Below are 22,651 nucleotides of genomic sequence, written 5' to 3'. Positions count from 1 at the left end.
TTTGGCGGGCAGACCCCAACGACATCATCGCCGCAAGAAATCGAGGGTTCCAAATGTTGGATTCAATCCACTAGACCCGGTCAGCCGTCGTCTTGCAGGCTTTGCAGGTAAACAACCAGATCGCGCACCGGGCGCGACGTCAGAATCGGCTGGCCACTGGCAGTTTTCATTGGCACGTCGAACATGCCTTCGAAGAAGTCACCGTAAACCGGCATGGGTGACCCGTGGCTGACCAGCGGGTCACGCCCGTCGATCCGCTTCACCACCCGGAACAGGGGAAATTCGCCACCATTCTGCGCAGCCAGTTCCCGCAGGTTCACCGGCTGAACCGTCAGAACCCCGGCCATCGGCCCGTCGCCGCGTGCTTCGATCCCATGGCAGGTGGCGCAGTGCTTGCGGTACAAGGCCGCGCCATCTTCGATATCCTGCGCCAGAACTGGCGAGGCGATGATCAGTGTCAGGGCAAGTGCCAACCGCATGGCGATCCTCCAAGCTTTGCATCCCCCGTTTATTATCGTGGCACGAGGCAACACTTGAGTCCATGACAGGGATCAAGCGGCCCAGAGTGGCGTTAATCCCCGGTAAGGACGGTAAAATAAGGAAAGGCGGGGCAATCGCAGCCCCGCCCATCCTGGCGTCATGATTGGGAACCGGCGTCAGCCCGCCAGATCGCCCGCCAGCGCCTTGTCGATCAGCGCCACGGTTTCCTCGACCCCGTACAATGCGATGAACCCGCCGAACCGCGGGCCCTGGCTGGCACCCAGCAGCACCTCGTAGATTGCCTTGAACCAGTCGCGCAACGGGTCGAAACGGTCGCGGCCACAGGCATAGACCACCGATTGCAGCGCCTCGTCGGTGCGTTCGCCTTCATAAGCGGCCAACTGGTCACGCAGGTCGGTCAGCGCCTCGCGCTCCAGCTCGGTGGGCAGTCGATAGGTCTTGGCTGGCGCCACGAAATCTTCGTAGTATTTGACCGCGAACCCGGCGGCCGCATCCAGATCTTTGTGGGTTTCCGGCGTCGCGTCGGGCGCATATCGGCGGATGAAGCCCCAAAGTGTTTCCTTGTCATGGGCCGAGGCGACAGAAGCCAGGTTCAGCAACATGGCAAAGGGCACCACCATGGTCGACACCGGCACATCGCCAGAATGGATGTGATAGACCGGGTTGTTGACCTGCGCCTTGACGTCTTGGGTGTGATAGGCCTTCAGCTGCTGATGATATTCGTCCACCGCCTTCGGGATCACGTCCCACCACAGCCGCTTGGCGGTCTTGGGCTTCTGGAACATGAAATAGGACAGCGATTCCGTGCTGGCGTAGGTCAGCCATTCGTCGATCGACAGACCATTGCCCTTGGATTTGGAAATCTTCTGGCCCTGATCGTCGAGGAACAGTTCATAGGTAAAATGTTCGGGTGCAGGCGCACCCAGGATCTCGCAGATCCGGTCATAGATCGGCGTATTGGTGGAATGGTCCTTGCCGTACATCTCGAAATCGACACCAAGAGCCGCCCAACGGGCACCGAAATCCGGCTTCCACTGCAATTTCACGTTGCCGCCAGTGACCGGCAGGGTCCATTCACGGCCATCTTCGTCGTCAAAGGTGATGGTGCCGTCGGTGGCGTTCACCTCTTTCATCGGGACATAAAGGACCCGGTCGGTTTCCGGATGGATCGGCAAGAAGATCGAATAGGTCTGCTGGCGTTCTTCGCGCAGGGATTTCAGCATCACCTTCATCAGGTCGTCATAGCGTTCGCAGGCGCGCAGCAACACCTCGTCGAACTGACCCGACTTGTAGAACTCTGTCGCCGAATAGAACTCGTACTCGAACCCGAAAGTATCGAGGAAACGGCGCAACATGGCGTTATTGTGATGGCCGAAGCTTTCGTATTCTTCGAACGGATCCGGCACGCTGGTCAGCGGCTTCTGGATGTTTGCATGCAGCAATTCCTGGTTCGGCACGTTTTCCGGAACCTTCCGCATCCCGTCCAGATCGTCGGAAAAACAGATCAGTCGGGTCGGAATGTCGGAAATCACGTGGAACGCGTGACGGATCATCGTTGTGCGCGCAACCTCGCCAAAGGTTCCGATGTGCGGCAAGCCCGAGGGGCCGTAACCGGTTTCGAACAGGACATAGCCCTTTTCCGGCGGCGCTTTTTCATAGCGTTTCGCGATACGACGTGCTTCTTCGAAAGGCCAGGCTTTAGAAGCGAGGGCGGCATCGCGCAGCTCGGACATCGGGCAAACTCCTATTGATCCCACGGGCCCCTTGCCCGTCGGTCATGTCGGCGCTTCCTATTGCGGGGCGGACGCGGGGTCAATATTCTGCGGTGCAACGAAGCAGACAAAGGACGCCCAGACATGAGCGACGCCAACACCCATCCTCTAAGCCCGCAAGATTGCCTGGTCGGGCTGATGATTGCCGTTTCGGCATCGGATGAGGATATCCGCACCGCTGAACTGGTCAAGATCCAGTCCGCTGTGAACCACCTTCCGGTTTTCGCCACTTATGATGCAGACCGAATGAACGTGGTGGCCCAGGTGATTTTCGATCTTTTCGAACAGGAAGACGGGCTTGACGCCCTGTTTGGCCTGATCCGTGACAACCTGCCAGAGCAGCTTTTCGAAACCGCATACGCGCTGGCCTGCGACGTGGCCGCCGCCGACGGTACCCTGAACGAGGCTGAACTGCGCCTGCTGGAAGAAGTCCGGCACGAGTTGAACATCGACCGCCTGCACGCCGCAGCCATCGAGCGCGGTGCACGGGCGCGACATATGACGCTCTGAGCCCGTTCACAACTTGGAAACAACCCGCGCGGGCGTCAGAACTGTTGCCGCCCGCGAAACAATTCCACGCACGAGGTCAGGAATCCCGGACTGACGCTCCGTTAACGTTTTGGCTTATCTGGAAGACAGGCAACACCTGCCGGATTTTTCAAAACGTGTTTTCGGAGGGTCATTCGATGAACCGCTTTACCTTTACCCTGCTTGGCGCCGCACTGTTGTGCCTGCTGCCCATTCTTGGTGCCGCGGCTCCTTTGGTGGCCAAGGTGGACATTTCCACCCAGACCATGACGGTGTACGAAAACGGCATGGCGACGTATCAGTGGCCGGTCTCCACCGCACGCCGCGGCAAGTATACCCCGCGCGGCCAGTGGACGGCCAAGTGGTTGTCGAAGAACCACAAATCCAGCCGTTACAACAACGCGCCGATGCCCTATTCGATTTTCTTCAACGGCAACTATGCGATCCACGGCACCAACCAGATCAGCCGCCTTGGCACGCCAGCGTCGGCGGGCTGCGTGCGTCTGCACCCTGAACATGCCGCGGTGCTGTTCGCCAAGACCCGTCAGGTCGGGTTGGAAAACATGCGCGTGGTGATCCAGAACTGATCCAGTTCGAAACCCGCGGAACAGGGGCGGCCCACGCGGGTCGCCTTTGCATGCCAGGTCGCTGAACGCCTCACCAAGGGCGGCAGGCTCAGCTGCCGTACAGCACCGACCAGCGGTCGATCAGATCCTGCTGCAACACCTTGGCGCGGGTGTTCCAGCCCTTAGCGCCGTCAGGGCGTTCACGTTCGGCCAGCGTAAGTTTGTTGCGCCGCGGGATGTCAGCGCAAAAAATCGCGAAAGCCATCTCTGTCCCGTCCGTGGCGTCGATGAACCCCGCCAGACCTGAAACGAAATTCAGCGTTCCGGTCTTCGCATGCACCTTGACCGGGTGATCCTTGATCACCTTGCGCTTCGCGTCACGCATCGGGATATCCTTGAGGATCGCCTTGATCCCCATCCTGCGATGCGCCGAAATCAGTGCCGTTGTCATGTCGGTCGCCGTCATGCGTGACGCATCGCCAAGGCCGGAATGATCGACCAACGCGACATCGTGCATGCCCAGCGTTTCTTTCGCCCAGCGATTCATCTCGTTGGCCGAGGCGCGCAGGGTGGCGGGCCGCCCCGTGCGCTTGATCGTTGCGGTCATGCCAACGGCTTCTGCAGTGATATTGGTGGAATATTTCAGCATATCGCGCAGCACGATGCGCAGCGGCTCGCTTTCGTGACGGGCAAGCTCTGCCCCGTCGGGCAGGGATTGGGCCAGTTTCGGCGCGGGCAACCGGAGTCCCTGCGCTCCGGCAAAGGTCTGGAACACTTCGCCTGCGTAAAGTTCGGGCTTGCGCACGGGCAGCCACCGGGCCCCGCCCTTACCCAGTGCGCCACTGGCAACGGTCCAGTCATCGCGCCCACCGGCGTCCTTGTAGGTATAGATCGGCACGTTGCGGCTGACGATTTCCATCCGCGCCATGCGCACGTCCGGTCGATATTTTTCCGACCGCGCGTCCAGTGTCACGTTCCAGCCGCTGCCTGCCTTGCGCCATTCGAAATGCACACGGTTGTAGTTCAGGTTCAGCCCTGACACCGCGGGGTTATAGCCGACGTGATCGGGTTGTTCCCGGTCGATCCCACGAACAAAGGGCAGTGCCCCGCCCCACACCAGGAACCGGCCCTTGACCCCGGTGACACCTGCCGCCTTCAGCCTGGCGGCCAAACCTGCCAGCGCGTCGGTGTCCAGCGTCGGATCGCCACCGCCCGCCAGAACAAGGTCCCCTTGAACAACGCCACCGCTGACGCCTCCGGTCGCGATCAGGCGGGTGACAAAATGATGCCCGGGCCCCAACACCGTGAGGGCATAGCACGCGGTCAGCGCCTTGGCGACAGACGCGGGCGGCAGGCCGGTCTGCGCCTCTCGCTGTTCCAGGACGAGCCCGGATTGCGCGTCCACCACGCTGAAAGCCACCTTGCCGCCAAGTTCTGCCTTTTCGACCAGCGCCTCGGCCCCGTTGACAGCTTTCTTGTGAAATCCCGCTCCCCGGGCTTCGGGCCGAAGCGACCGGTCAGGGGCATTCGCGCAGGCAGGCAGCGCCGCGAAACTGGCGGCAGAGGTCAGGAAAAAACGGCGGGAAATGCGATAGGTCATGAGGTGATGTAACCGCAGGGAACGTGTCCAGACAAGCGCCCGTTTGCCGCTTTTCCACACGCGAGCCGCGTGCTAGGCGCGGGGCATGGGGTTGGCTCTTATCATCATGTTCGTTGCCATGGCGTTTATCCCGGCGGGGGATGCGGCGGGCAAGCTGTTGACCGCGGAATTTGGTGTGGCACCGGTTTTCGTCGCCTGGGCCCGCTTTGCCGTGGGCGCGGCAGTAACGGTTCCGATCGCCCCGCGCGAAACCTGGCGGCTGTTGCGCGATTGGCGGGTCTGGGGGCGCGGACTGGCGCTGGCCGGTGGCATTCTGTCGATCCTGACGGCACTGTCGACCGCACCGCTGGCCAACGTCTTTGCCGCGCTTTTCATCGGCCCGATCATCAGCTTTGTCCTATCGGCGATCTTGCTGAAAGAACCAGTGACTGTGCTGCGATCGATTCTGGTAGCCTTGGGTTTTGCCGGCGTCCTTCTAGTGGTCCGGCCTGGCCTGAACATGGCTCCGGGCATGGGGTTCGCGGTGCTGGCAGGTTTCTTCTATGGTATCTATCTGACTGCATCGCGGGCGCTGTCGGGGCTGGGGCGACCCCGGTCGCTGCTGACCACGCAACTGATAGCCGGCACCGTCGCGCTTGCGCCGCTGGCGCTGGGATATGCCCCACCCGCGTTGACCTGGGGCATGGCGCTGGCGTTCGTGGCGTCTGGCCTGGCATCGATGCTGGGCAACCTGCTGCTGGTCGTCGCCTACAGCCGCGCATCGGCCACCGTTCTGGCACCGATGGTATATTTTCAGTTACTTGCCGCGACAGGCCTGGGCTGGCTGGTGTTCGGGGACCTTCCCGATGCGCTGACCTGGGCCGGTCTGGCGTTGATCGTGGTGGCCGGGGTTGCCTCAGCGCGGCTTGCCCAGCCGCGCACGGATCGCGGATGAACTAAGCCCGGACATCGGGATATTCACAAAGCACCACGCGGGAGGATCGCTCTGCGGCAACAGGTGCGCAGCACTGTCGGAAAGGCGTGCCCGGGACAACACCTGCGCAGCACGCGATAGCCGCGCCTGTGACCGGCTGCCGGGACGGGCCAGCACACCGATGGGCACGCGGGCCGCGATGTCCCGCCAGTCCTGCCAGCGGTGAAACTGGGCAAGATTGTCCCCGCCCATCAACCAGACAAAGCGTACACCGGGATAGAAACGCTGCAAGGCGCGAAGCGTCTGCGCGGTATAGCGTGTTCCGACCTGTGCCTCGAAATCCGAAATTGCAACACGAGGGTGATCCATCAGTGCGCGCGCTGCCGCCATCCGGTCCGCCAGCGGAGCCGGACCATGCGGTTTCAAGGGATTGCCGGGACTGACCAACCACCACACGCGATCCAGCCCAAACCGGCGCAGCGCCTCTTCGGTGATGCGGACATGGCCCGCGTGCGGCGGATCGAACGATCCGCCCAGCAGACCCACGGACATGCCTGGGCGCAGGTGCGCGCGGCGTATCAATTCGGCCGCTCTGGGCGTTCTTGCAAGGCGCGAAGAGTCTGTTCGATCGCCTCTTCGATGTCCTCGGGGTCGGTGGATGGCACAGAATATCCGGCCCCCAGCCACTTGCCCAGGTCGATATCCGCGCAGCGTTTCGAACAGAACGGGCGATAGTTCGTATCGGTCGCTTTTTGGCAGATCGGGCAGCTCATTTCAGCACCTCAGCCAGTGGAAAGCGGTCGCGCTTGCGATGCAATTCATAGTGGCCCAGAGGGGTCCAACCGACCATCGTCGTATCGACCCCATCGGCCTTGAGCGCGGCGCGCAGCGATCCCTCGACGACGCGGCGGTCCTTCTTGGGCATCGGGGCAAAATCGATCACGATCTGCCCGCCAAGCCCGCGCAGCCGCAATTGGCGCGGCAAATCGCGGGCGCAACCGATATTGGCCTTCAATCCTGCGGCGGGCGAAGTGTCGCCGCCGGTGTTCACATCCACTGCCACCAGTGCGCGGGTGGGTTCCACCCAGAACGACGCCCCGCCGTCCAGCGCCACCGCCGGATGCGACAACGCATCGACCGCGTCCAGAACGCCGTGGTTCTCGAACGCCATGTCGCTGCCATCGACCTCTGCCGGACCTGCCCATTCGCGCCAGGCCAGCAAGTGCGGCCCGTCGCCTTCGACCAGCATCTCGGCCTCTGTGCCCTCGGCGTCCTGCATCACCTGCCCGGCGAGTTCGTACATGGCGCCGATATCTTCGGCCAGTTCGTCATCCTCGGCGGCAATCGCAGAGGTGCGCAGGATCAACCCCATGTCATTCCCGCCCATGACCTCATGCGCGATTTCCAGCAGGCGGTCGCGGACGTCGTCATCCTTGACCGAACGCGAGACATTGATGCCGGGTGCGTCTGGGGTGACAATGGCATAGCGGCTCTTGAACAGGACCTTGGTGGTCACCGGGATTGCCTTGCCCGGTTCGGCAAAGCCCGTGACCTGCACCAGCAGCGGCTGGCCCGGCGACAACCCCTTGACCTGCCGCAGAAAGGCGCTGCCGTCAGGGGTGCGCAGGAACATGCCGCCCTGCCCTTTCATCGGGCGTTCTGCAATCGCGCGATAGATCGTGCCCGGGCGTGGTGCGTCGGTATCGACCAGCAGGTCGCTCAACCGTCCGTCCACGATCAGCGCGGCGGCCTCGGCCCCGTTCAACTGGCCCAGCGCAATGGTCCGTCCCTTCATTTTGTCCCCCGATAAAGCGGATAGCACGCCGCCTGCAAAAGGTTCGCCGTTTCCGCCAGCGGCAGGCCGACTACGGCGGTAAAACTGCCCGAGATCCACGGGATCAGCGCCCCCGCCGGCCCCTGAATGCCATAGCCCCCGGCCTTGCCGCGCCAGTCTTCGCTGGCAAGATAGGCTGTGATTTCAACGTCGGACAGGGATTTCATCTTCACCTGGGTGACCACATCACGTTCCCAGACCCGGTCACCCCGACGCACCGCAACCGCGGTAATGACCTTGTGACGACGCCCCGACATCAGGCGCAGGAACGCCTCTGCCTCGCCCGCATCCGCGGGCTTGCCCAGAATGCGGCGGCCCAGCGCGACGGTGGTGTCCGCCGACAGCACGATATCGTCCGGGTCGGACGGGATCGCCAGCGCCTTTTCCCGCGCCAGCCGCACGCAATAGGGGCGCGGCAGTTCGCCCTTGCGGGGGTCTTCGTCGATATCGGGCGGACGAATGTCATCGGCCACCACGCCCAACTGCGCCAACAGCTCTCGGCGGCGCGGGCTGCCAGAACCAAGGATCAGGCGGGGAATGTCTGTCATTGTCAGGTCCATTGCGGGTTTTGACAGGGGGTAGCCGCCCATCGGCCAAGCGCGCAAGGGGTTTGGCACCGAAAAGCGCCCCAAAACAACAACGCCGGGCGATCAGCCCGGCGCGGTCACGTCAAAGACGGTGGTGGGTCACTTGAAGCGATAGTTGATCCGACCCTTGGTCAGGTCATAAGGAGTCATCTCCACCTGAACCTTGTCGCCTGCCAGAACGCGAATACGGTTCTTGCGCATTTTTCCTGCCGTATGTGCAATGATTTCATGGCCGTTTTCCAGCTCGACCCGAAACGTCGCATTGGGCAGGAGTTCCTTCACGACACCGGGAAATTCGAGCGTATCTTCCTTGGCCATGGTCTCTCCTTTGCTACACACCCCGCCCAGTTTTGCGAGGCGCGCAAGTATATGCTCCAAAGGGAGCTGTTTTTCAAGCGGAAATCAGCGGACTTTCTGCACCGCGGCATCACAATTGCGCCCATTCTGGTCGTCCCAGTGACGCCGGTTCAGCACCACGCCGTCGCGGCGGACATGGTCGGTGGCCGCGGGATCGACCTCGGCATAGGTCCAGCCCGGTTGGTTCAAAACGCCTTCGGCCAGCACCCCCGTGGCCGGAAATCCGGTGTCCGGAGGACCGAAAACGCCGCCCATGCCGGTGTTCACGTCAACAGCGGGCGACCATGGGCACTCTCCCACGATGGACGACATGACCGACACGCACTGGTTTTCCAGCGCCCGCGCCATCGCGCCGATGCGCACCCGCCAATAGCCGGCCAAAGCTTCGGTGTTGGACGGCACCAGCAGGGTATCCGCCTGCGACAGGGCACGCCCCAAAAGCGGAAACTCGCTGTCATAGCAGATCAGGATGCCGAAGGTCCCCAACGCGGTGTCGAAGAGGCGGAGCGGACCGCCGGGGACGACATCCCATTCTTCGCGCTCGAAACGGGTCATGATCTGCTTGTCCTGTACCCCGACGCCGCCAGTTGGCGCAAACAACCGGGCACGGTTAACCGGGCGCGGGCCGATGGCGTCGTCGAACACAGGGCCGGACGCCGCAAGGATATGCACACCATATTTCGCTGCCAGATCAGAATGCAGCGCGTCGGCCTGCGGAATATGCTCTGACACAGCGTGCAGGGATCGTTCCAGATCACCCGCCGCCTCTGGCCCTGAAAGCGTCGCCAACTCCATCGCGCCGTATTCGGGAAACACCAACAGCTCGGCGCCCTGCCCGGCGGCCTCGGCCACCCAGTGATCCAGCTTTTCTGCATAGGCGGCCCAGTTCGGCAGGAAGTCCATCTTGTAGGCTGCGGTGGCGATTTTCATGGCACGTATCCTCGTTCCGGGCGAATTCCACGCGGCGCACTTTAGGCAGGGGCACGAACCCTGTATAGAGGCGGAAAGCCCGTCAGGATGCCCCCCCATGTCCTTTGCCTTGCCCGCCTTCTGGAAACGTCACAAGCCGTTGCTTCTGGCCTTTGTCCTTGCCGTCGCGACAACCGGCTTTTTCGCGGTGAAACTGGTGATTGCAACGGTGTATTGGTCCGATCCCGCGCACCGCGATCAACATATCGAGGGCTGGATGACCCCGGGATACATTGCGCATTCCTGGAACGTCCCGCCCGAGGTGATCGGAACCGAACTGGGCCTGCAACCCGGCGGCACCCCCAAACGGATCACCCTTGACGACATCGCACGCGAACGTGGGGTGGCCGTCGATACCTTGATCCAGCAGATCGAGGCCGCAATAGCCGCATCCCGGGGCAGGAATTGACCGATTGGCTGTTCACGCTTGTCCCGATCTATGGGGCGTGGATCATCGCGCTGGCGACATATCTGTCCTGCCTCGCGATCCCGATGCCGTCGTCGTTCCTGATGCTGGCAGGCGGTGCGTTTGTCGCCAGTGGTGACCTGGCCCTATCTTCTGTCGTCCTTGGCGCATTCGGCGGTGCGATACTGGGAGACCAGACGGGCTATGTCCTTGGTCGCAAGGGCGGCAACTTTTTGGCGCGGGGGGCAAAACGGGGCGGCAAGCGGCGGGCGCTGATCGTTCGGGCCCGCGCCTTCCTTGATCGCTGGGGCGTTCTTTCGGTGTTCCTGTCGCGCTGGCTGTTCAGCCCACTGGGGCCCTACATCAACTTTCTTGGCGGTGCTGGCGGGCTGCGCTGGTCAGGCTTCACGCTGGGCAGCCTCACCGGCGAATCGGTTTGGGTCGTGCTTTACGTCGGGCTGGGCTACACGTTTTCTGGGCAGATCGCGCAGGTGGCGGAATTCGCCGGCGACATCGCCGGGCTGTTGGCAGGGCTTGTCGTCACCTTTGGACTTGGCGCCATGTTGCTGCGTGCTGCGCGAAGACATGATCGGCGCGTCAAAGCCAAAAGCGAAACCGCCTGAGGTCAGAGCGCGCGCATCCAGAATTGCAGCGGTTTTTCGGTGCTTTCACCCTGATCTACGTCTTTCCACCGGAAATGCGCCACGACACCCGGCACCGGCGCATAGCCGCGCTTGCGCCAGAACGGGTCGAGCGCTGCATATCCCGCAGGACGCAGCGGGTGATCAACGGGGCGCTGCACGGCGCAAAACGCCGAATGGGTTCGACCCAAGCGGCGGGCATGCGCCTCCCTCAGGTCGAAAAACCGGTGCCCGATCCCCCGCCCGCGATAGTCAGGCAACAACACCGACTCGGCACAATAAAACACTTTGGAAAGGTCGATTTCCGTCCCGGAAAACGCCGCTGCAAAATCGTCGGCGTGATCCTCCATCGGGGTGCCGGTGGCCGCACCGACAAGCCGGTCGCCATCAAAAGCCCCGACCACCACCGCGTCGGCACTGTCGCGGTAGGTTTGCAGATACCCCCGCTCATAGTCGAAACTGCCGTCATAGAGGTAAGGCCAGTCCCGGAAGACCGCGATCCGCAACCTGGCCACCCCGTCAAGCGCCGCATCCAGTGCCGCGCCGGTCAGCACCTCGACCCGCATCAGGAAACCTGCCGGATCCAGTCCGCAAGGTTGTAATAGGTCACGACGCGGGAAATCTTGCCGTCCTTCAACGAAAAGAACGAACCCGCAGGCAGACGATAGGTCTGGCCCGTCGCTTCGGGCAAGCCCGCGTCGGTGGCTTTGTAGATGCCGTTGACGATGTATTCGGCGGCGCCCCGGGTTCCGTCCTCGTTCACGAAGATGACCATGTCGGTCAGTTCCTCGTCATAGCAATGATCCATATGGGCGCAGAAATCGGCGAATTTCACCCGGCCCACGCGGATCTGACCTTCGTTGACGTGGTGTTCGACATCCGAGGTCAGGCATTCGAGCATCCCGTCGATGTGCTTGGAATTGAACGCCTCGAAATAGCGCTGGATCGTGTCGCGGCTCATGCGTTGCCCCATTTTCTTTGAATATGCCCGGCGATCTGGTCGCGGGTCTGGCGATAGGAATTCAACTTGGCCTCACGCGTTTCTCCCAGGCTCGTGGGGTCGAGGATCGGCCAGTATTCGACGGTCAGGTGATAAAACCGCGTCAGTTCCAGCGCGGCACGCTGCGATGCGGGCGACAGTGCCACGATCAGGTCGAACCCTGACAGCGCCTCGCCCATTTCTTCCAGTTCCTCGAAACTGCGCGACCTATGGCGCGACAGTTCGACACCGACCTCGGCGCAGACCGCAATGGCGAACCCGTCGATTTCAAGGTCGTTGCGGACACCCACCGACTGCACATAGGCCTGCATGCCGAACATCTTCTTCATGATGCCCTCGGCCATGGGCGACCGCACCGCGTTGTGATCGCAGCAGAACAGCACCGATTGCGGCAGCTTGTCCGGCACCTTGCTCAGCCTCCGAAATGCAACACGCAGACCAGGGTGAACAGGCGCCGGGCGGTGTCGTCATCGACCTCGGCCTTGCCCTCCAGCCGTTCCTGCAGGATGCGCGCGCCTTCGTTGTGAATGCCACGTCGGGCCATATCTATGGTTTCGATCTGGCTGGGCGGCAGGTTCTTGACTGCATCGAAATAGGATTTGCAGATCATGAAATAGTCTTTGACCACCTGCCGGAACGGCGACAGCGACAGGTGGAATTCCGCGGCCTTTTCATAGTCTTCCGTCGTCACGTCAAAGACCAGCCGTTTTTCACGGATCGACAGGCCGACATTGTAGGGGCCATCCGGCACCTCGCGCCCATCGCGGGCGGGCAGGGAAAAGCTGTTGCTTTCCATCAGGTCGAACATCGCCACCCGGCGTTCCTGTTCGATTTCCGGCGTGGGCGGCGGCAGGTTAGCGTCGTCCAGTTCTATATGCGCAATACGGCTCATCAGGCTCGTCCTTCCCAGGATGCCCCTGCCTAGCCCGTCAGGCGGCACGGTGCAATCACGGATGCCGTCGCTCAATCCCGGTTGAGCCGGTCCAGACGCGCGGTCACGCTCAGCCCATGCGCCTCAAGCGATTCTGAACGCGCCAGAACCTCTGCCGCCGGACCGATCGCACGCAGCGCCTCGGGGGTCATTTTGGACAGCGTCGTGCGCTTGAGGAAATCCAGCACGTTCAGCCCCGACGAAAACCGCGCCGACCGCGCTGTCGGCAGCACGTGGTTCGGCCCCCCGACATAGTCACCGATCGCCTCGGGCGTCCATTGCCCAAGGAAAATCGCGCCCGCATGGGTGCACTTGTCGGCCAGCGCTTCAGGATCGGCCACACACAGTTCCAGGTGCTCGGGCGCGATCCGGTTCGACAGCGCCGCCGCCTCGTCCAGGTCGCGTACGGTGATCACGGCCCCGAAATCGCGCCAACTTGCCCCGGCAATCGCACGGCGTTCCAGCGTCTCAAGCCGCGTCCCGACCGCTTCGGTCACGGCCTGACCAAACCCTGTATCGGTGGTGATCAGCAGCGACTGCGCGCTTTCGTCATGCTCGGCCTGGCTCATCAGGTCCAGCGCGATCCAGTCGGGATCGTTGTCACCATCGGCAATCACCAGGATCTCGGACGGGCCCGCGATCATGTCGATGCCCACCTTGCCAAAAACCCGCCGCTTGGCCGCCGCGACAAAGGCATTGCCCGGCCCGGTGATCTTGTCGACCGGTGCGATTGTCTCGGTCCCATAGGCCAGCGCGGCAATCGCCTGCGCCCCGCCAATGCGATAGATCTCGTCCACACCCGACAGTCTTGCCGCCAGCAGAACCAGCGGGTTGACCACGCCATCAGGCGTCGGACAACAGATTGCCAACCGTTCGACGCCAGCCACCTTGGCCGGGATCGCATTCATCAGGACCGACGATGGATAAGACGCCAGCCCGCCCGGAACATAGAGCCCCGCCGCCGCAACGGCGGTCCAACGCCACCCCAGCGTGGCGCCTTCGGGATCGGTCCACATGTCGTCCGCAGGCATCTGGCGCACGTGATAGGCGCGGATCCGCTCGGCCGCCTGTTCCAGCGCCCGGCGTTCGTCCTCCGGGACGCGGGCGCATTGCGCGGCAATCTCCGCGTCGGAAAACCGCAGGGTTTCGGCGGTCAGTTCCAGCCGGTCGAACCGGGTCGTCAATTCCAGCACTGCCCGATCACCGCGCGCGCGCACATCCGCGATGATGCCGGCAACGATATCGTCAACGTCCGGACTGTCTTCGCGCTTGGCCCCCAGCAGCGCCCGGAACCGAGCCTCGAAATCCGCATCCTGCGTCGAAAGAAAGACCGGCATCGGTGCCTCCACTTCATCAAACTTGCCGCGCGACATAAGGCGATCCCGCGTCAAAGTCCACGTATCCCATGTCTTTGGTTTTCCAAATACCTCGGGGGTTTGGGGGCAGAGCCCCCAACCGGTCCTGTCCCGGCACAGCCGGGGCAGGACAAGACCTGCGCGGCCCCGCAGGGGGCGCACAACATGGGAAAACGACTTGCCAACGGGTGCAAGGGCTGGCCCACTGCGTGCGACCACAAAGGACACCCCATGCCCTCGCGCCTTTTTTCCGACCGCAACCGCCCGGTGCATCTCGGCCCCTATCCGCTGGAAAAACTCCGCCGCGTGGACCGGGCCGATCTGTCCGGCAGTCCGCCCTTCCGCCCGCTTGTCTTTTCCCGACCCGACAGACCGGAAAGCCTGGTCAACGCCATGGCCGATCACCAGGCGATGATGGACGCAATCCGTGACGGGCTGGTCAACCGGGCACGCTCTGCCATCCCCTCGCTGTCCCAGGCCCGCGCCCACCACCTGAAAGGTTTCGGCTATTTCTCAGACGCGACGATGATCGGAATCACCCGCCTGCCAGCGTCCGCGCGGCTGGCGGCTCCGGTGCGCAACCCCGGGATCGACCGGCTGGCCGAGGACCTGCGGACCAAGCAGACCAAGACGCTCGCGTCAGGCATCGACCTGATCATGGCCGACCTGAAAGAGTCGATGGAGGCCCCGCCAAGCTCCATCGACGGCCACAGCCACGCGATTGTCTTCCTCTATGAATTTCCCCGCGATCCCAAACCGGGGGAACCCGGGTTTGACTGGATCGAAGGGGCGCAGGCCCATCGCGCCTGTCTGCGCGCAACCGAAACCGCCGTGGTCATCGCCAATTACATCCGCCTGCTTGGCTGGGACGCCAAGGCGCATACAGCCACCTCGACCGATGTGGAGCTCAATCGCCTGACGGTGGCGGCGGGACTCGCGACCGTGGAAAGTGGTGTCTTGACCGCGCCTTGGGTCGGCAGCAGGTTCGGTGTCGCGGCGATTTCCACAACGCTCGACATGGCCTGCGACGCGCCGCTGGCGCCGCTGTCGGACCAACCGTGGAACCTGCTGCACGGCCCGGCGTGGTGGTTGGGCACCAACAGCGCCAAATCGGCCCGGACACAAGACCCGTTCGCCAACCGCCGCTACGTCGACGGGCCGCACCCGTTCGAAACCCTGAAACGGGTCGATACGCCCACCACCTTCATCGACGAACCCCGCGTGCCGCGCATTCCCAAGCGCACCGACATGTTCGCCCGCGCGCAATTCGGCGACATGGGCAAGCCGCTGCAAGAGGGGGCGAAGGGCGGCTATTACGTACGCAAGGCCCCAGCCTCTGCCGCGCAGCGGCGGGCGCTCGGGGCCTTCGTGCTGTTGCAGGACGGTTTGCCCGACAACGTCCCGCGCCCGACCGACGCCACGAAAAATGCCGCGAACATAAAGGCCGCCAGCTACTTCCTTGGGCTTGACGCGGTCGGAACGTCGCGCTGCCCGGCTTGGGCGTGGTACAGCCACGATGCCACCGGCGCGCCGATCGACCCGCCGCACGATCAGGCGATCAGCATGATCGTCGATCAGGGCTTTGAGACGATGGAAGGCGCAAGCGGCGACGACTGGATCAGCGTCGCGCAATCCATGCGCGCCTACCTGCGGTTTTCCCTGCTGGGCGGTGTCATCGCGAAACAGATCCGCAACCTTGGGTATTCCGCCAAAGCGCATTCCGTAATGGACGGCGAAGTGCTGCAACCTCCGCTTTTGCTGCTGTCGGGGTTGGGAGAGGTCAGTCGCATCGGCGAAGTCATCCTGAACCCGTTTCTCGGGCCTCGCCTGAAATCCGGCGTGGTGACCACCGACATGCCGCTTGCGCATGACAAGCCCATCGATTTCGGCCTGCAGGCGTTTTGCGAGGCATGCAACAAATGCGCGCGCGAATGCCCTTCGGGCGCGATCACCGCCGGGCCAAAACTGATGTTCAACGGCTACGAGATCTGGAAATCCGACAGTCAGAAATGCGCCACCTACCGGATCACCACCCCCGGCGGTGCCATGTGCGGGCGCTGCATGAAGACCTGTCCCTGGAACCTTGAAGGCCTGTTTGCCGAAGCGCCGTTCCGCTGGGCCGCGATGAACATGCCCGCCGCCGCGCCGCTCTTGGCGCGGCTTGACGATGCCGCCGGTCGTGGCGGTCTGAACCCGGTCAAGAAATGGTGGTGGGACATCGAACTGCAGGAAGATGGCAGTTACATCCCCACCGACAAACCGATCAACGCCCGCGGCCTGCAGCGTGATCTGGACCTGAAGTACGAGGATCAGACGCTCGCCGTCTATCCCGCCAACCTTGCGCCGCACCCGCACCCCTACCCTTTCCCGATGGACCGCGAGGCCGGGATCGAAGCCTACCAAGCAATGATTACGGCCGAGGAATATCAGCGCAGGCTGGCGGCGGGGGAAACCGACGGTCTGGCGCATCGCTATACCGCCGATGCCGAAAGCCCGGTGATCCGTCTGCGGTTGAACCGGGTCGAGGTCATGGCCGAAGGTGTGACCAAGTACGAATTCACCGATCCAGACGGGCGCGACCTGCCGGAATGGCAGGCCGGCGCACATCTGGACATCGTCGTGGCGCCGGAATACCTGCGGCAATACTCGATGTCAGGCGACCCCGCCGACCGGTCAAAATACCAGATCGCGGTACTGCGAGAAGACACGGGCCGTGGTGGCTCGGCCCTGCTGCACCGGATCTTTGCCGAGGGGCGTCGAGTTTTCGTGTCGCGGCCGATCAACCATTTCCCGTTGATCGAAGACGCACCCTTTTCCCTGCTGATGGGCGGGGGAATCGGCATCACCCCGATGATTGCCATGGCACATCGTCTGCACGCGCTGGGGCGCCCCTTTGCCTTGCACTATTCCGTACCCAGCCGCGCCAAGGCCGGTTTCCTGCACGACCTGCCCTCGATGCCGTGGGCCAATCGGGTCACCTTGCATGTCAGCGACGAAGGGACCCGCTGCGATCTGGCCCACGTGACGGGCGCGGCCCCGGACGGGACCCATGTCTATACCTGTGGTCCAGAGCGCTACATGCAATCCGTTCTGGACGCGGCAGAGGCCGCGGGCGTACCGGACGAGGCGCGGCATTTCGAGTATTTCTCAGTCCCCGAGATTCCGGACTATGAAAACCACCCGTTCACGCTGAACCTGGCCCGGTCCGGACGCGAGGTGGCCGTGGCCGCGGACGAATCCCCGACAGAGGCCCTGGCGCGCGCGGGGATTCATGTGGATGTGAAATGTTCCGACGGGATTTGCGGCGTGTGCCAGTGCGGGCTGATCTCGGGCGCCGTCGAACACCGCGATTTCGTCTTGTCCAGGGCCCAGCGCGAAAGCCGGATCATCCTGTGCCAATCGCGCGCGGCGGACCCGGGCGGGGTCGTGGAAATCGATCTTTGACACCCATCAGCCCGCAGAACGGCAGCGCGCGCTTCCGCCAGTCAGCGCCGTCAGCGCTGCACCGGGACCAGGTCGATGCATGCGCTCAGGTCCGGTCGTGATCTGGCAATTTGCCCGACGGTGCGACATAAGGCCGGGTCACGTCGCGCAACGAGACATCCAACGCCTCGACCGAGGCTCGGATGGCCCCATCGCCCGCCAGTGTCAGCACGATATGCCCGGTTCCGTCTTCGCCCGGCTCGAAATCGACCGACAACAGTGACAGCACCGTGTCACGATCGCGGCGATCGATTCCCTGGCTGGCCACCGACAGAACCTCGGACACAACTAACAGTGCTTGGACCCGCTCAACCGGACGCCCACGGCGCTGCGCGGCATCGACATCTTCCCAACGCAGCCGGTTGATCAACAGCGCCAGCCGTCGCTGGCTTCGTTGCCACCTGATCTCTGTCACAGGCAGAACCGCATCCTGCACCAATGCCGAAATCACCTGAAGATCTTCGGTGTCTTCGGCCCCCAGGTTCAAGGGACGATCGCCGCCGTCTTCGAAACGCGCGTCTTCGGTCACTGTTCCTTTACCCGCTCGATCTTGGCGCCGACCCCGCGCAGCTTTGTCACAACATGTTCATAGCCACGATCAAGGTGATACACCCGGCTGACCAGGGTCTCGCCCTCGGCCGCCAGACCTGCAAGGATCAGTGACACGCTGGCGCGCAGGTCGGTGGCCATCACCGGTGCGCCTTTCAGCTTTTCGACGCCGTGTACGGTCGCGGTGCCGCCATGCACCTCGACCCGGGCCCCCATGCGCATCAGTTCAGGCGCGTGCATGAAGCGGTTTTCGAAAATCTTTTCTTCCAGAACGCTGGTCCCGTCGGCGGTACACAACAGCGCCATCATCTGTGCCTGCAAGTCCGTCGGGAAACCGGGGAACGGTTCAGTGGTGACATCGACTGCTTTGACCCGCCCGTTCTTGCGCGACACTTTCAGGCCTTGTTCGGTTGCCTCGACTGCGATGCCTGCTGCGTCCAGCTTTTCGCAGAAGGCACCGACAAGGCTCATCCGTCCCCCCAACAGTTCGACCTCGCCACCGCAGATTGCGGGGACCAGCATGTAGGTGCCCAGTTCGATCCGGTCGGTGACGACCGGGTGGGTTGCGCCGGACAGCCGGTCAACCCCCTGCACCTCGATGCGAGAGGTCCCGTCGCCTTCGATCTGTGCGCCCATCTTGCGCAGACAGTCTGCCAGATCGACGATTTCCGGTTCGCGCGCAGCATTGTTGATGACCGTCGTGCCCTTGGCCAGCGTCGCCGCCATCAGCACGTTCTCGGTAGCGCCAACCGATGCAAAGGGGAAATCGATCACCGCCCCTTTCAGCCCGCCCGGCGCCTTGGCGTGAAGGTACCCGTCCTTCAGTTCAATCTCGGCGCCCAGCGCCTCGAGCCCGGTGATGTGAATGTCCATCGGGCGCGCACCGATGGCACAGCCGCCCGGCAACGACACCACCGCGTGGCCCAACCGCGCCAGCATCGGGCCCAGCACAAGGTTCGACGCCCGCATCTTGCGCACGATGTCGTAGTCGGCCACGTGGCTGGTCAGATCATGGCTCGACATGGTCAAGACCTGTCCACCCTGAAGCGACTGCACCTCGGCCCCAAGCGACTGCAGCAACTGGGTCATGGTCTTGATGTCCGACAGGCGCGGTGCATTCGACAGCGTCAGCGGTTCTTCGCTCAGCAAAGTTGCTGGCATGAGGGTAAGACAGGCGTTTTTTGCACCTGCGATGGGAATCGTCCCGCTGAGGGGTCCGTTTCCAGTGACGACGATCGAATCCATGCCTGCCTAGTCCTTTTCCGTGTCCGACCCGGTTTCACCCGGTTCCATGGCGCTGCGCGCCTTCGCTTGTGCTTTACGCCGGGCCAGATTGGCCTTCAACGCTGCTTTCAGCCGATCCTCGCGCGCGGCGGGGGGCTTTTTCCCAGGGTCTTTTTTCCGCTCCATAGGGCCTGTCTACAGTGGATGAAAAAAACCGTCCAGATTGCCCTTGCAACGCATTTCAATTGCCTCTAAAGACCCGCCCACGCCATGACGGCGCACCGGCGCTGCTGTAGCTCAGTGGTAGAGCACTCCCTTGGTAAGGGAGAGGTCGACAGTTCAATCCTGTCCAGCAGCACCATCTTTCTTTCGCATTCTGACGGCTTGCACGAAATGGGCTCAGCGCCTATCGCTGCCCGTGTTTTCTGCCAAACCGGTGTGCCCGTGCTGCTCTATCGTCTGCTGATTTCCATCCTCGCCGCGGTCGTTCTGACCCGCGCCGCCCTGCGTGCTGACGGGCGCGCGCTGCGGGACAGACTGGGGCGCAATGCACCACAAAGCGAAGGGGCCCATATCTGGCTGCATGCGGCCTCGAATGGTGAACTGGCTTCTGCCCGGCCGGTAATTGCGGCGTTGCGGGCCGCATATGCGCAAACACCGCTGCTGATCACCTGCAACAGCGAAAGCGGCGTGGCCCTGGCGCGCAGCTGGGGAATTGACCGGGTGTCCGCACATCTTGCGCCGCTTGATCTGTCCCGCGTATCGCGGCGAATGATGAAGCGTTGGAAGGTTCGCGCCTTCATTGCGATGGAATCAGAGCTTTGGCCGCATCGCATCCTGTCCTGCCAAGGCCCGGTTATCGTCCTGGGCGCACGAATGAGCGCGGGCACAGCGAAAAGCTGGGTTCGGCTTGACCGGCTGGCCCGCCGCGTTTTGGGGCGGGTTGTTTATGCCTCTGCACAGGATGCCGGATCGCGCCAACGGCTTGTCTCACTTGGGCTGCCCGAGGACCGGTTTGGACCTGACCTGAATCTCAAGGCGCTGTATCTGCCAAGCCCGATGCACGATCCGGCACTTGCCGCGGCCTTTGATCGCGCCGAAACCTGGCTGGCCGCCTCGACCCACGAAGGCGAAGAGGACATCCTCGCAAAGGCACATCAGCTGGCATTGCAAAAACGCCCGAATTTGCGCCTGATTCTGGCACCCCGCCACCCTGGGCGCGGCGACGAGGTTGCGGCCATCTTGACCCGTGCCGGCCTGTCCTTTTCCCGCCGCAGCAAGGGACAAAGCCCTGAGGGAGTATCCGTCTATCTGGCTGACACGCTTGGGGAAATGCCACTTTGGTACGATCTCGCCGGGGTCTGCTTCATAGCCGGGTCGCTGACGGATCGGGGCGGGCACACGCCGTTTGAACCCGCTGCCCACGGTCAGGCCATCCTGCATGGGCCGGACGTTGCCAATTTCGCTGACAGCTATGCCGCATTGCAGGCTGCCGGTGTCACGCGCCTGACACCAAGCGCCGATACGATCGCTCGGGCTCTGAACGATCTGGCCGATCCGGCGGTGCAAGCCAGCCTTGGCGCACAGGCCCGCGCTGTTCTGGCCGCGGACGTACCCGCTGAACAAGTGCTGCAAGAGATAATCGCGGCCCTGCGCTGACGCTCCGAGCGTTTATTTGGGGAAATGGGCGGAAATATCCGGTTTCGATTGGAAATCTTCGCTGCGCGCGGTATAAAAGACTCACCGAGCTGATATTTACAAAAAGACCGCATAAGAACCGATGAAAAGCGCCCCTCACCTTCTGCATGACCTGGACGGTTCCAATACCGAAATCGCGACGCAATACGCCGCGCTTTGCCTGCGTGTGCGCAAGAAGAAACTGCAGGTGCTGATGATCACCAGCCGCCGCAACAGGCGCTGGGTGCTGCCCAAAGGCTGGCCGATGGACGGCAAATCCGGCGCTGAAACCGCCGCGCAAGAAGCCTGGGAAGAGGCCGGTGTACGCGGCAAGTGCAGCAACGATAGCATCGGGATGTACACTTACATCAAGGAAGCCGAGAAAAAAGAAGAGGTCGACCAGCCCTGCGCGGTCATGGTCTATCCTCTCAAGGTCAAATCGCTGGCCGGCAAGCACCCGGAAAAGGGCCAGCGCGTCCGAAAATGGATGAGTTGCAAGAAAGCAGCCCGCAAGGTGTGGGAACCGGAGCTGGCTGAATTGCTGCGTGGTTTGAAACAGGACGTGCTAAAGCTTTGAATCAGCTTGATCCGGCTACCGGCGCGCATACATAATGCACCGCCGACGAGCGGAACGGATGAATGATTCAATACGCGCTGAAATGCACAGATGGACACCGGTTCGACAGCTGGTTCAAGTCCGCTGACGCCTTTGACAAGCTGCTTTCGGCCGGAATGGTCAACTGCGCAGTCTGTGGCACGACTCATGTCAGCAAGGCAATCATGGCGCCCCGCGTCAGCACCGGCGGCGCAGAAACCGCGCAGCCACAGACGCCCACCCCGGCGCCCGAGTTGCACAAACAGGTTTTGGCCGAGCTCAAGGCACATATAGAAAAAACATCGGATTATGTCGGTGACCGTTTTGTCCGCGAAGCGCGCGACATGCACGACGGGCTGATCCCAGAACGGCCCATCTATGGCGAGGCGCGGGTCGACGAGGCCCGCAAGCTGTTCGAGGACGGCGTGCCCGTGGCCCCCCTGCCCTTCGTGCCGGGCCGCAAAACAAACTGAGGAGAGTTCAATGCAGGTTCTGATCACCGGCGCAAACCGAGGCATTGGTGCGGCCATGGATGCCGGCTACCGCGCGCGCGGCGCGTCCGTTCTGGCGACCGCCCGGTCTGGAGCGGAATACTTGCCGCTGGATGTAACCGACCCGGCGTCGGTCACGGCGCTGGCGGAACGGCTGGAAAGCCAGCCGCTTGACCTCCTAGTCTGCAATGCCGGGGTCTATCTCGACAAGGGGCACACCCTTGCCGATGGCTATCCGCCCGAGATGTGGGCGCAAAGTTTTGCGGTCAACGTGACCGGCGTTTTCCTGACAATCCAGGCGCTTCTGCCCAACCTGCAAATGACCGCGGCACCCAAGATCGCGATCATCAGTTCGCAGATGGCCTCGGACGAGCGCGCGCCGGGCGGCAGCTATATCTACCGATCTTCAAAAGCAGCGGTCCTGAACCTGGGGCGCAACCTGGCTGTCGATCTCAAGGGGCTGGGAATCGCAGTTGGCATCTATCATCCCGGCTGGGTGCAGACCGATATGGGCGGCTCGGCCGCCGATATCACGGTGGACGAGGCCGCAAGCGGACTGATTGCCCGGTTCGACGATTTGTCTTTGGACACCACCGGCTGCTTCAAGACCTGGGACGGACGCGACCACCCGTTCTGATCCACAAAAACAGCACGCAAAAGCGACCGCAAGAC

Annotated in this window: 26 protein-coding genes and 1 tRNA gene; 11 read left to right on the top strand and 16 right to left on the bottom strand. The window is 62.7% G+C overall.

Features of this window, described 5'->3' with window-relative positions; genetic code table 11:
• Positions 1-80: 80 nt before the first annotated feature.
• Together VK792_RS12300 and VK792_RS12295 are read right to left on the bottom strand one after the other, a co-directional pair.
• Positions 81-479: a c-type cytochrome gene (locus VK792_RS12300; RefSeq protein ID WP_326297803.1), complete on the bottom strand. Its 399-nt coding sequence runs from the start codon at positions 477-479 to the stop codon at positions 81-83.
• A 177-nt stretch (positions 480-656) separates the two neighbouring features.
• Positions 657-2,234, bottom strand: coding sequence for a lysine--tRNA ligase (locus tag VK792_RS12295; protein WP_326297802.1), 1,578 nt, complete (start codon positions 2,232-2,234; stop codon positions 657-659).
• 123 nt (positions 2,235-2,357) lie between these two features.
• Between VK792_RS12295 and VK792_RS12290 the strand changes: the two genes are divergently transcribed.
• Together VK792_RS12290 and VK792_RS12285 are read left to right on the top strand one after the other, a co-directional pair.
• Positions 2,358-2,783, top strand: coding sequence for a tellurite resistance TerB family protein (locus tag VK792_RS12290; protein WP_326297801.1), 426 nt, complete (start codon positions 2,358-2,360; stop codon positions 2,781-2,783).
• A gap of 176 nt (positions 2,784-2,959) precedes the next feature.
• Positions 2,960-3,388: a L,D-transpeptidase gene (locus VK792_RS12285; RefSeq protein ID WP_326297800.1), complete on the top strand. Its 429-nt coding sequence runs from the start codon at positions 2,960-2,962 to the stop codon at positions 3,386-3,388.
• 88 nt (positions 3,389-3,476) lie between these two features.
• Here the strand turns inward: VK792_RS12285 and dacB are convergent, their stop codons facing one another.
• On the bottom strand, positions 3,477-4,967 hold the full coding sequence (dacB, locus tag VK792_RS12280; RefSeq protein WP_326297799.1) for a D-alanyl-D-alanine carboxypeptidase/D-alanyl-D-alanine endopeptidase: 1,491 nt from the start codon (positions 4,965-4,967) through the stop codon (positions 3,477-3,479).
• 85 nt (positions 4,968-5,052) lie between these two features.
• Here dacB and VK792_RS12275 point away from each other — a divergent pair, with 85 nt between their 5' ends.
• On the top strand, positions 5,053-5,901 hold the full coding sequence (locus tag VK792_RS12275) for a DMT family transporter (protein WP_326297798.1): 849 nt from the start codon (positions 5,053-5,055) through the stop codon (positions 5,899-5,901).
• Here the strand turns inward: VK792_RS12275 and VK792_RS12270 are convergent.
• The 6 genes from VK792_RS12270 to VK792_RS12245 all read right to left on the bottom strand — a co-directional run bounded on the left by VK792_RS12270 (position 5,863) and on the right by VK792_RS12245 (position 9,588).
• On the bottom strand, positions 5,863-6,432 hold the full coding sequence (locus VK792_RS12270) for a nicotinate-nucleotide adenylyltransferase (RefSeq protein ID WP_326297797.1): 570 nt from the start codon (positions 6,430-6,432) through the stop codon (positions 5,863-5,865). The genes VK792_RS12275 and VK792_RS12270 overlap by 39 nt on opposite strands.
• Before the next feature lie 26 nt (positions 6,433-6,458).
• The gene (locus VK792_RS12265) at positions 6,459-6,653 is read right to left on the bottom strand and encodes a DNA gyrase inhibitor YacG (RefSeq protein WP_326297796.1); all 195 of its coding nucleotides are present in this window, start codon (positions 6,651-6,653) and stop codon (positions 6,459-6,461) included.
• Complete coding sequence (locus VK792_RS12260) at positions 6,650-7,675, bottom strand: ribonuclease E/G (protein WP_326297795.1); 1,026 nt, start codon at positions 7,673-7,675, stop codon at positions 6,650-6,652. Before VK792_RS12260 ends, VK792_RS12265 begins: the two co-directional genes overlap by 4 nt.
• Entirely contained in the window at positions 7,672-8,262 is a 591-nt protein-coding gene (locus tag VK792_RS12255; RefSeq protein ID WP_326297794.1) for a Maf family protein, read from the bottom strand. Before VK792_RS12255 ends, VK792_RS12260 begins: the two co-directional genes overlap by 4 nt.
• A 138-nt stretch (positions 8,263-8,400) precedes the next feature.
• Entirely contained in the window at positions 8,401-8,619 is a 219-nt protein-coding gene (gene infA / locus VK792_RS12250; RefSeq protein ID WP_005978431.1) for a translation initiation factor IF-1, read from the bottom strand.
• Between the two features lie 84 nt (positions 8,620-8,703).
• Positions 8,704-9,588 carry a carbon-nitrogen hydrolase family protein gene (locus VK792_RS12245; RefSeq protein ID WP_326297793.1) on the bottom strand — a complete coding sequence of 295 codons (885 nt, stop codon included), beginning with the start codon at positions 9,586-9,588 and terminating at the stop codon, positions 8,704-8,706.
• A gap of 97 nt (positions 9,589-9,685) precedes the next feature.
• Between VK792_RS12245 and VK792_RS12240 the strand changes: the two genes are divergently transcribed.
• Together VK792_RS12240 and VK792_RS12235 are read left to right on the top strand one after the other, a co-directional pair.
• The gene (locus VK792_RS12240) at positions 9,686-10,036 is read left to right on the top strand and encodes a hypothetical protein (protein WP_326297792.1); all 351 of its coding nucleotides are present in this window, start codon (positions 9,686-9,688) and stop codon (positions 10,034-10,036) included.
• Positions 10,033-10,656 (top strand): DedA family protein, encoded by a 624-nt coding sequence (locus VK792_RS12235; protein ID WP_326297791.1) that lies wholly within the window; start codon positions 10,033-10,035, stop codon positions 10,654-10,656. The genes VK792_RS12240 and VK792_RS12235 overlap by 4 nt, the downstream gene beginning before the upstream one ends.
• A 2-nt stretch (positions 10,657-10,658) precedes the next feature.
• Here the strand turns inward: VK792_RS12235 and VK792_RS12230 are convergent, their stop codons facing one another.
• From VK792_RS12230 to hisD, 5 genes are all read right to left on the bottom strand, one after another.
• Positions 10,659-11,240: a GNAT family N-acetyltransferase gene (locus VK792_RS12230; RefSeq protein ID WP_326297790.1), complete on the bottom strand. Its 582-nt coding sequence runs from the start codon at positions 11,238-11,240 to the stop codon at positions 10,659-10,661.
• Complete coding sequence (locus VK792_RS12225; protein WP_326297789.1) at positions 11,240-11,635, bottom strand: ketosteroid isomerase-related protein; 396 nt, start codon at positions 11,633-11,635, stop codon at positions 11,240-11,242. Before VK792_RS12225 ends, VK792_RS12230 begins: the two co-directional genes overlap by 1 nt.
• Positions 11,632-12,018 carry an arsenate-mycothiol transferase ArsC gene (locus VK792_RS12220; RefSeq protein ID WP_435404851.1) on the bottom strand — a complete coding sequence of 129 codons (387 nt, stop codon included), beginning with the start codon at positions 12,016-12,018 and terminating at the stop codon, positions 11,632-11,634. Before VK792_RS12220 ends, VK792_RS12225 begins: the two co-directional genes overlap by 4 nt.
• A gap of 68 nt (positions 12,019-12,086) precedes the next feature.
• The gene (locus VK792_RS12215; protein ID WP_326297787.1) at positions 12,087-12,566 is read right to left on the bottom strand and encodes a UPF0262 family protein; all 480 of its coding nucleotides are present in this window, start codon (positions 12,564-12,566) and stop codon (positions 12,087-12,089) included.
• A gap of 71 nt (positions 12,567-12,637) precedes the next feature.
• Complete coding sequence (gene hisD / locus VK792_RS12210; RefSeq protein ID WP_326297786.1) at positions 12,638-13,942, bottom strand: histidinol dehydrogenase; 1,305 nt, start codon at positions 13,940-13,942, stop codon at positions 12,638-12,640.
• Positions 13,943-14,191: 249 nt separating this feature from the next.
• On the opposite strand from hisD, the gene VK792_RS12205 reads away from it, so the two are divergent.
• The gene (locus VK792_RS12205; RefSeq protein ID WP_326297785.1) at positions 14,192-17,404 is read left to right on the top strand and encodes a 4Fe-4S dicluster domain-containing protein; all 3,213 of its coding nucleotides are present in this window, start codon (positions 14,192-14,194) and stop codon (positions 17,402-17,404) included.
• 85 nt (positions 17,405-17,489) lie between these two features.
• Here VK792_RS12205 and VK792_RS12200 read toward each other — a convergent pair whose 3' ends face one another.
• Together VK792_RS12200 and murA are read right to left on the bottom strand one after the other, a co-directional pair.
• Complete coding sequence (locus VK792_RS12200) at positions 17,490-17,972, bottom strand: DUF2948 family protein (protein ID WP_326297784.1); 483 nt, start codon at positions 17,970-17,972, stop codon at positions 17,490-17,492.
• Positions 17,969-19,237, bottom strand: a complete 1,269-nt coding sequence (murA, locus tag VK792_RS12195; RefSeq protein WP_326297783.1) for a UDP-N-acetylglucosamine 1-carboxyvinyltransferase — start codon at positions 19,235-19,237, stop codon at positions 17,969-17,971. Before murA ends, VK792_RS12200 begins: the two co-directional genes overlap by 4 nt.
• Positions 19,238-19,502: 265 nt before the next feature.
• Here murA and VK792_RS12190 point away from each other — a divergent pair.
• From VK792_RS12190 to VK792_RS12170, 5 genes are all read left to right on the top strand, one after another.
• Positions 19,503-19,577 (top strand) — tRNA-Thr (locus VK792_RS12190).
• An 83-nt stretch (positions 19,578-19,660) separates the two neighbouring features.
• On the top strand, positions 19,661-20,875 hold the full coding sequence (locus VK792_RS12185) for a 3-deoxy-D-manno-octulosonic acid transferase (protein ID WP_326297782.1): 1,215 nt from the start codon (positions 19,661-19,663) through the stop codon (positions 20,873-20,875).
• Positions 20,876-20,996: 121 nt separating this feature from the next.
• Positions 20,997-21,470, top strand: coding sequence for an NUDIX hydrolase (locus tag VK792_RS12180; protein WP_326297781.1), 474 nt, complete (start codon positions 20,997-20,999; stop codon positions 21,468-21,470).
• A gap of 62 nt (positions 21,471-21,532) precedes the next feature.
• Positions 21,533-21,961, top strand: coding sequence for a DUF1178 family protein (locus VK792_RS12175; protein ID WP_326297780.1), 429 nt, complete (start codon positions 21,533-21,535; stop codon positions 21,959-21,961).
• A gap of 10 nt (positions 21,962-21,971) precedes the next feature.
• The gene (locus tag VK792_RS12170; RefSeq protein ID WP_326297779.1) at positions 21,972-22,616 is read left to right on the top strand and encodes an SDR family oxidoreductase; all 645 of its coding nucleotides are present in this window, start codon (positions 21,972-21,974) and stop codon (positions 22,614-22,616) included.
• Positions 22,617-22,651: the final 35 nt, after the last annotated feature.

The organism is Mesobacterium hydrothermale (assembly GCF_035818635.1).
Classification (GTDB): Bacteria; Pseudomonadota; Alphaproteobacteria; order Rhodobacterales; family Rhodobacteraceae; genus Mesobacterium_A; species Mesobacterium_A hydrothermale.
This window is presented reverse-complemented; position numbering and strand designations above follow the sequence as displayed.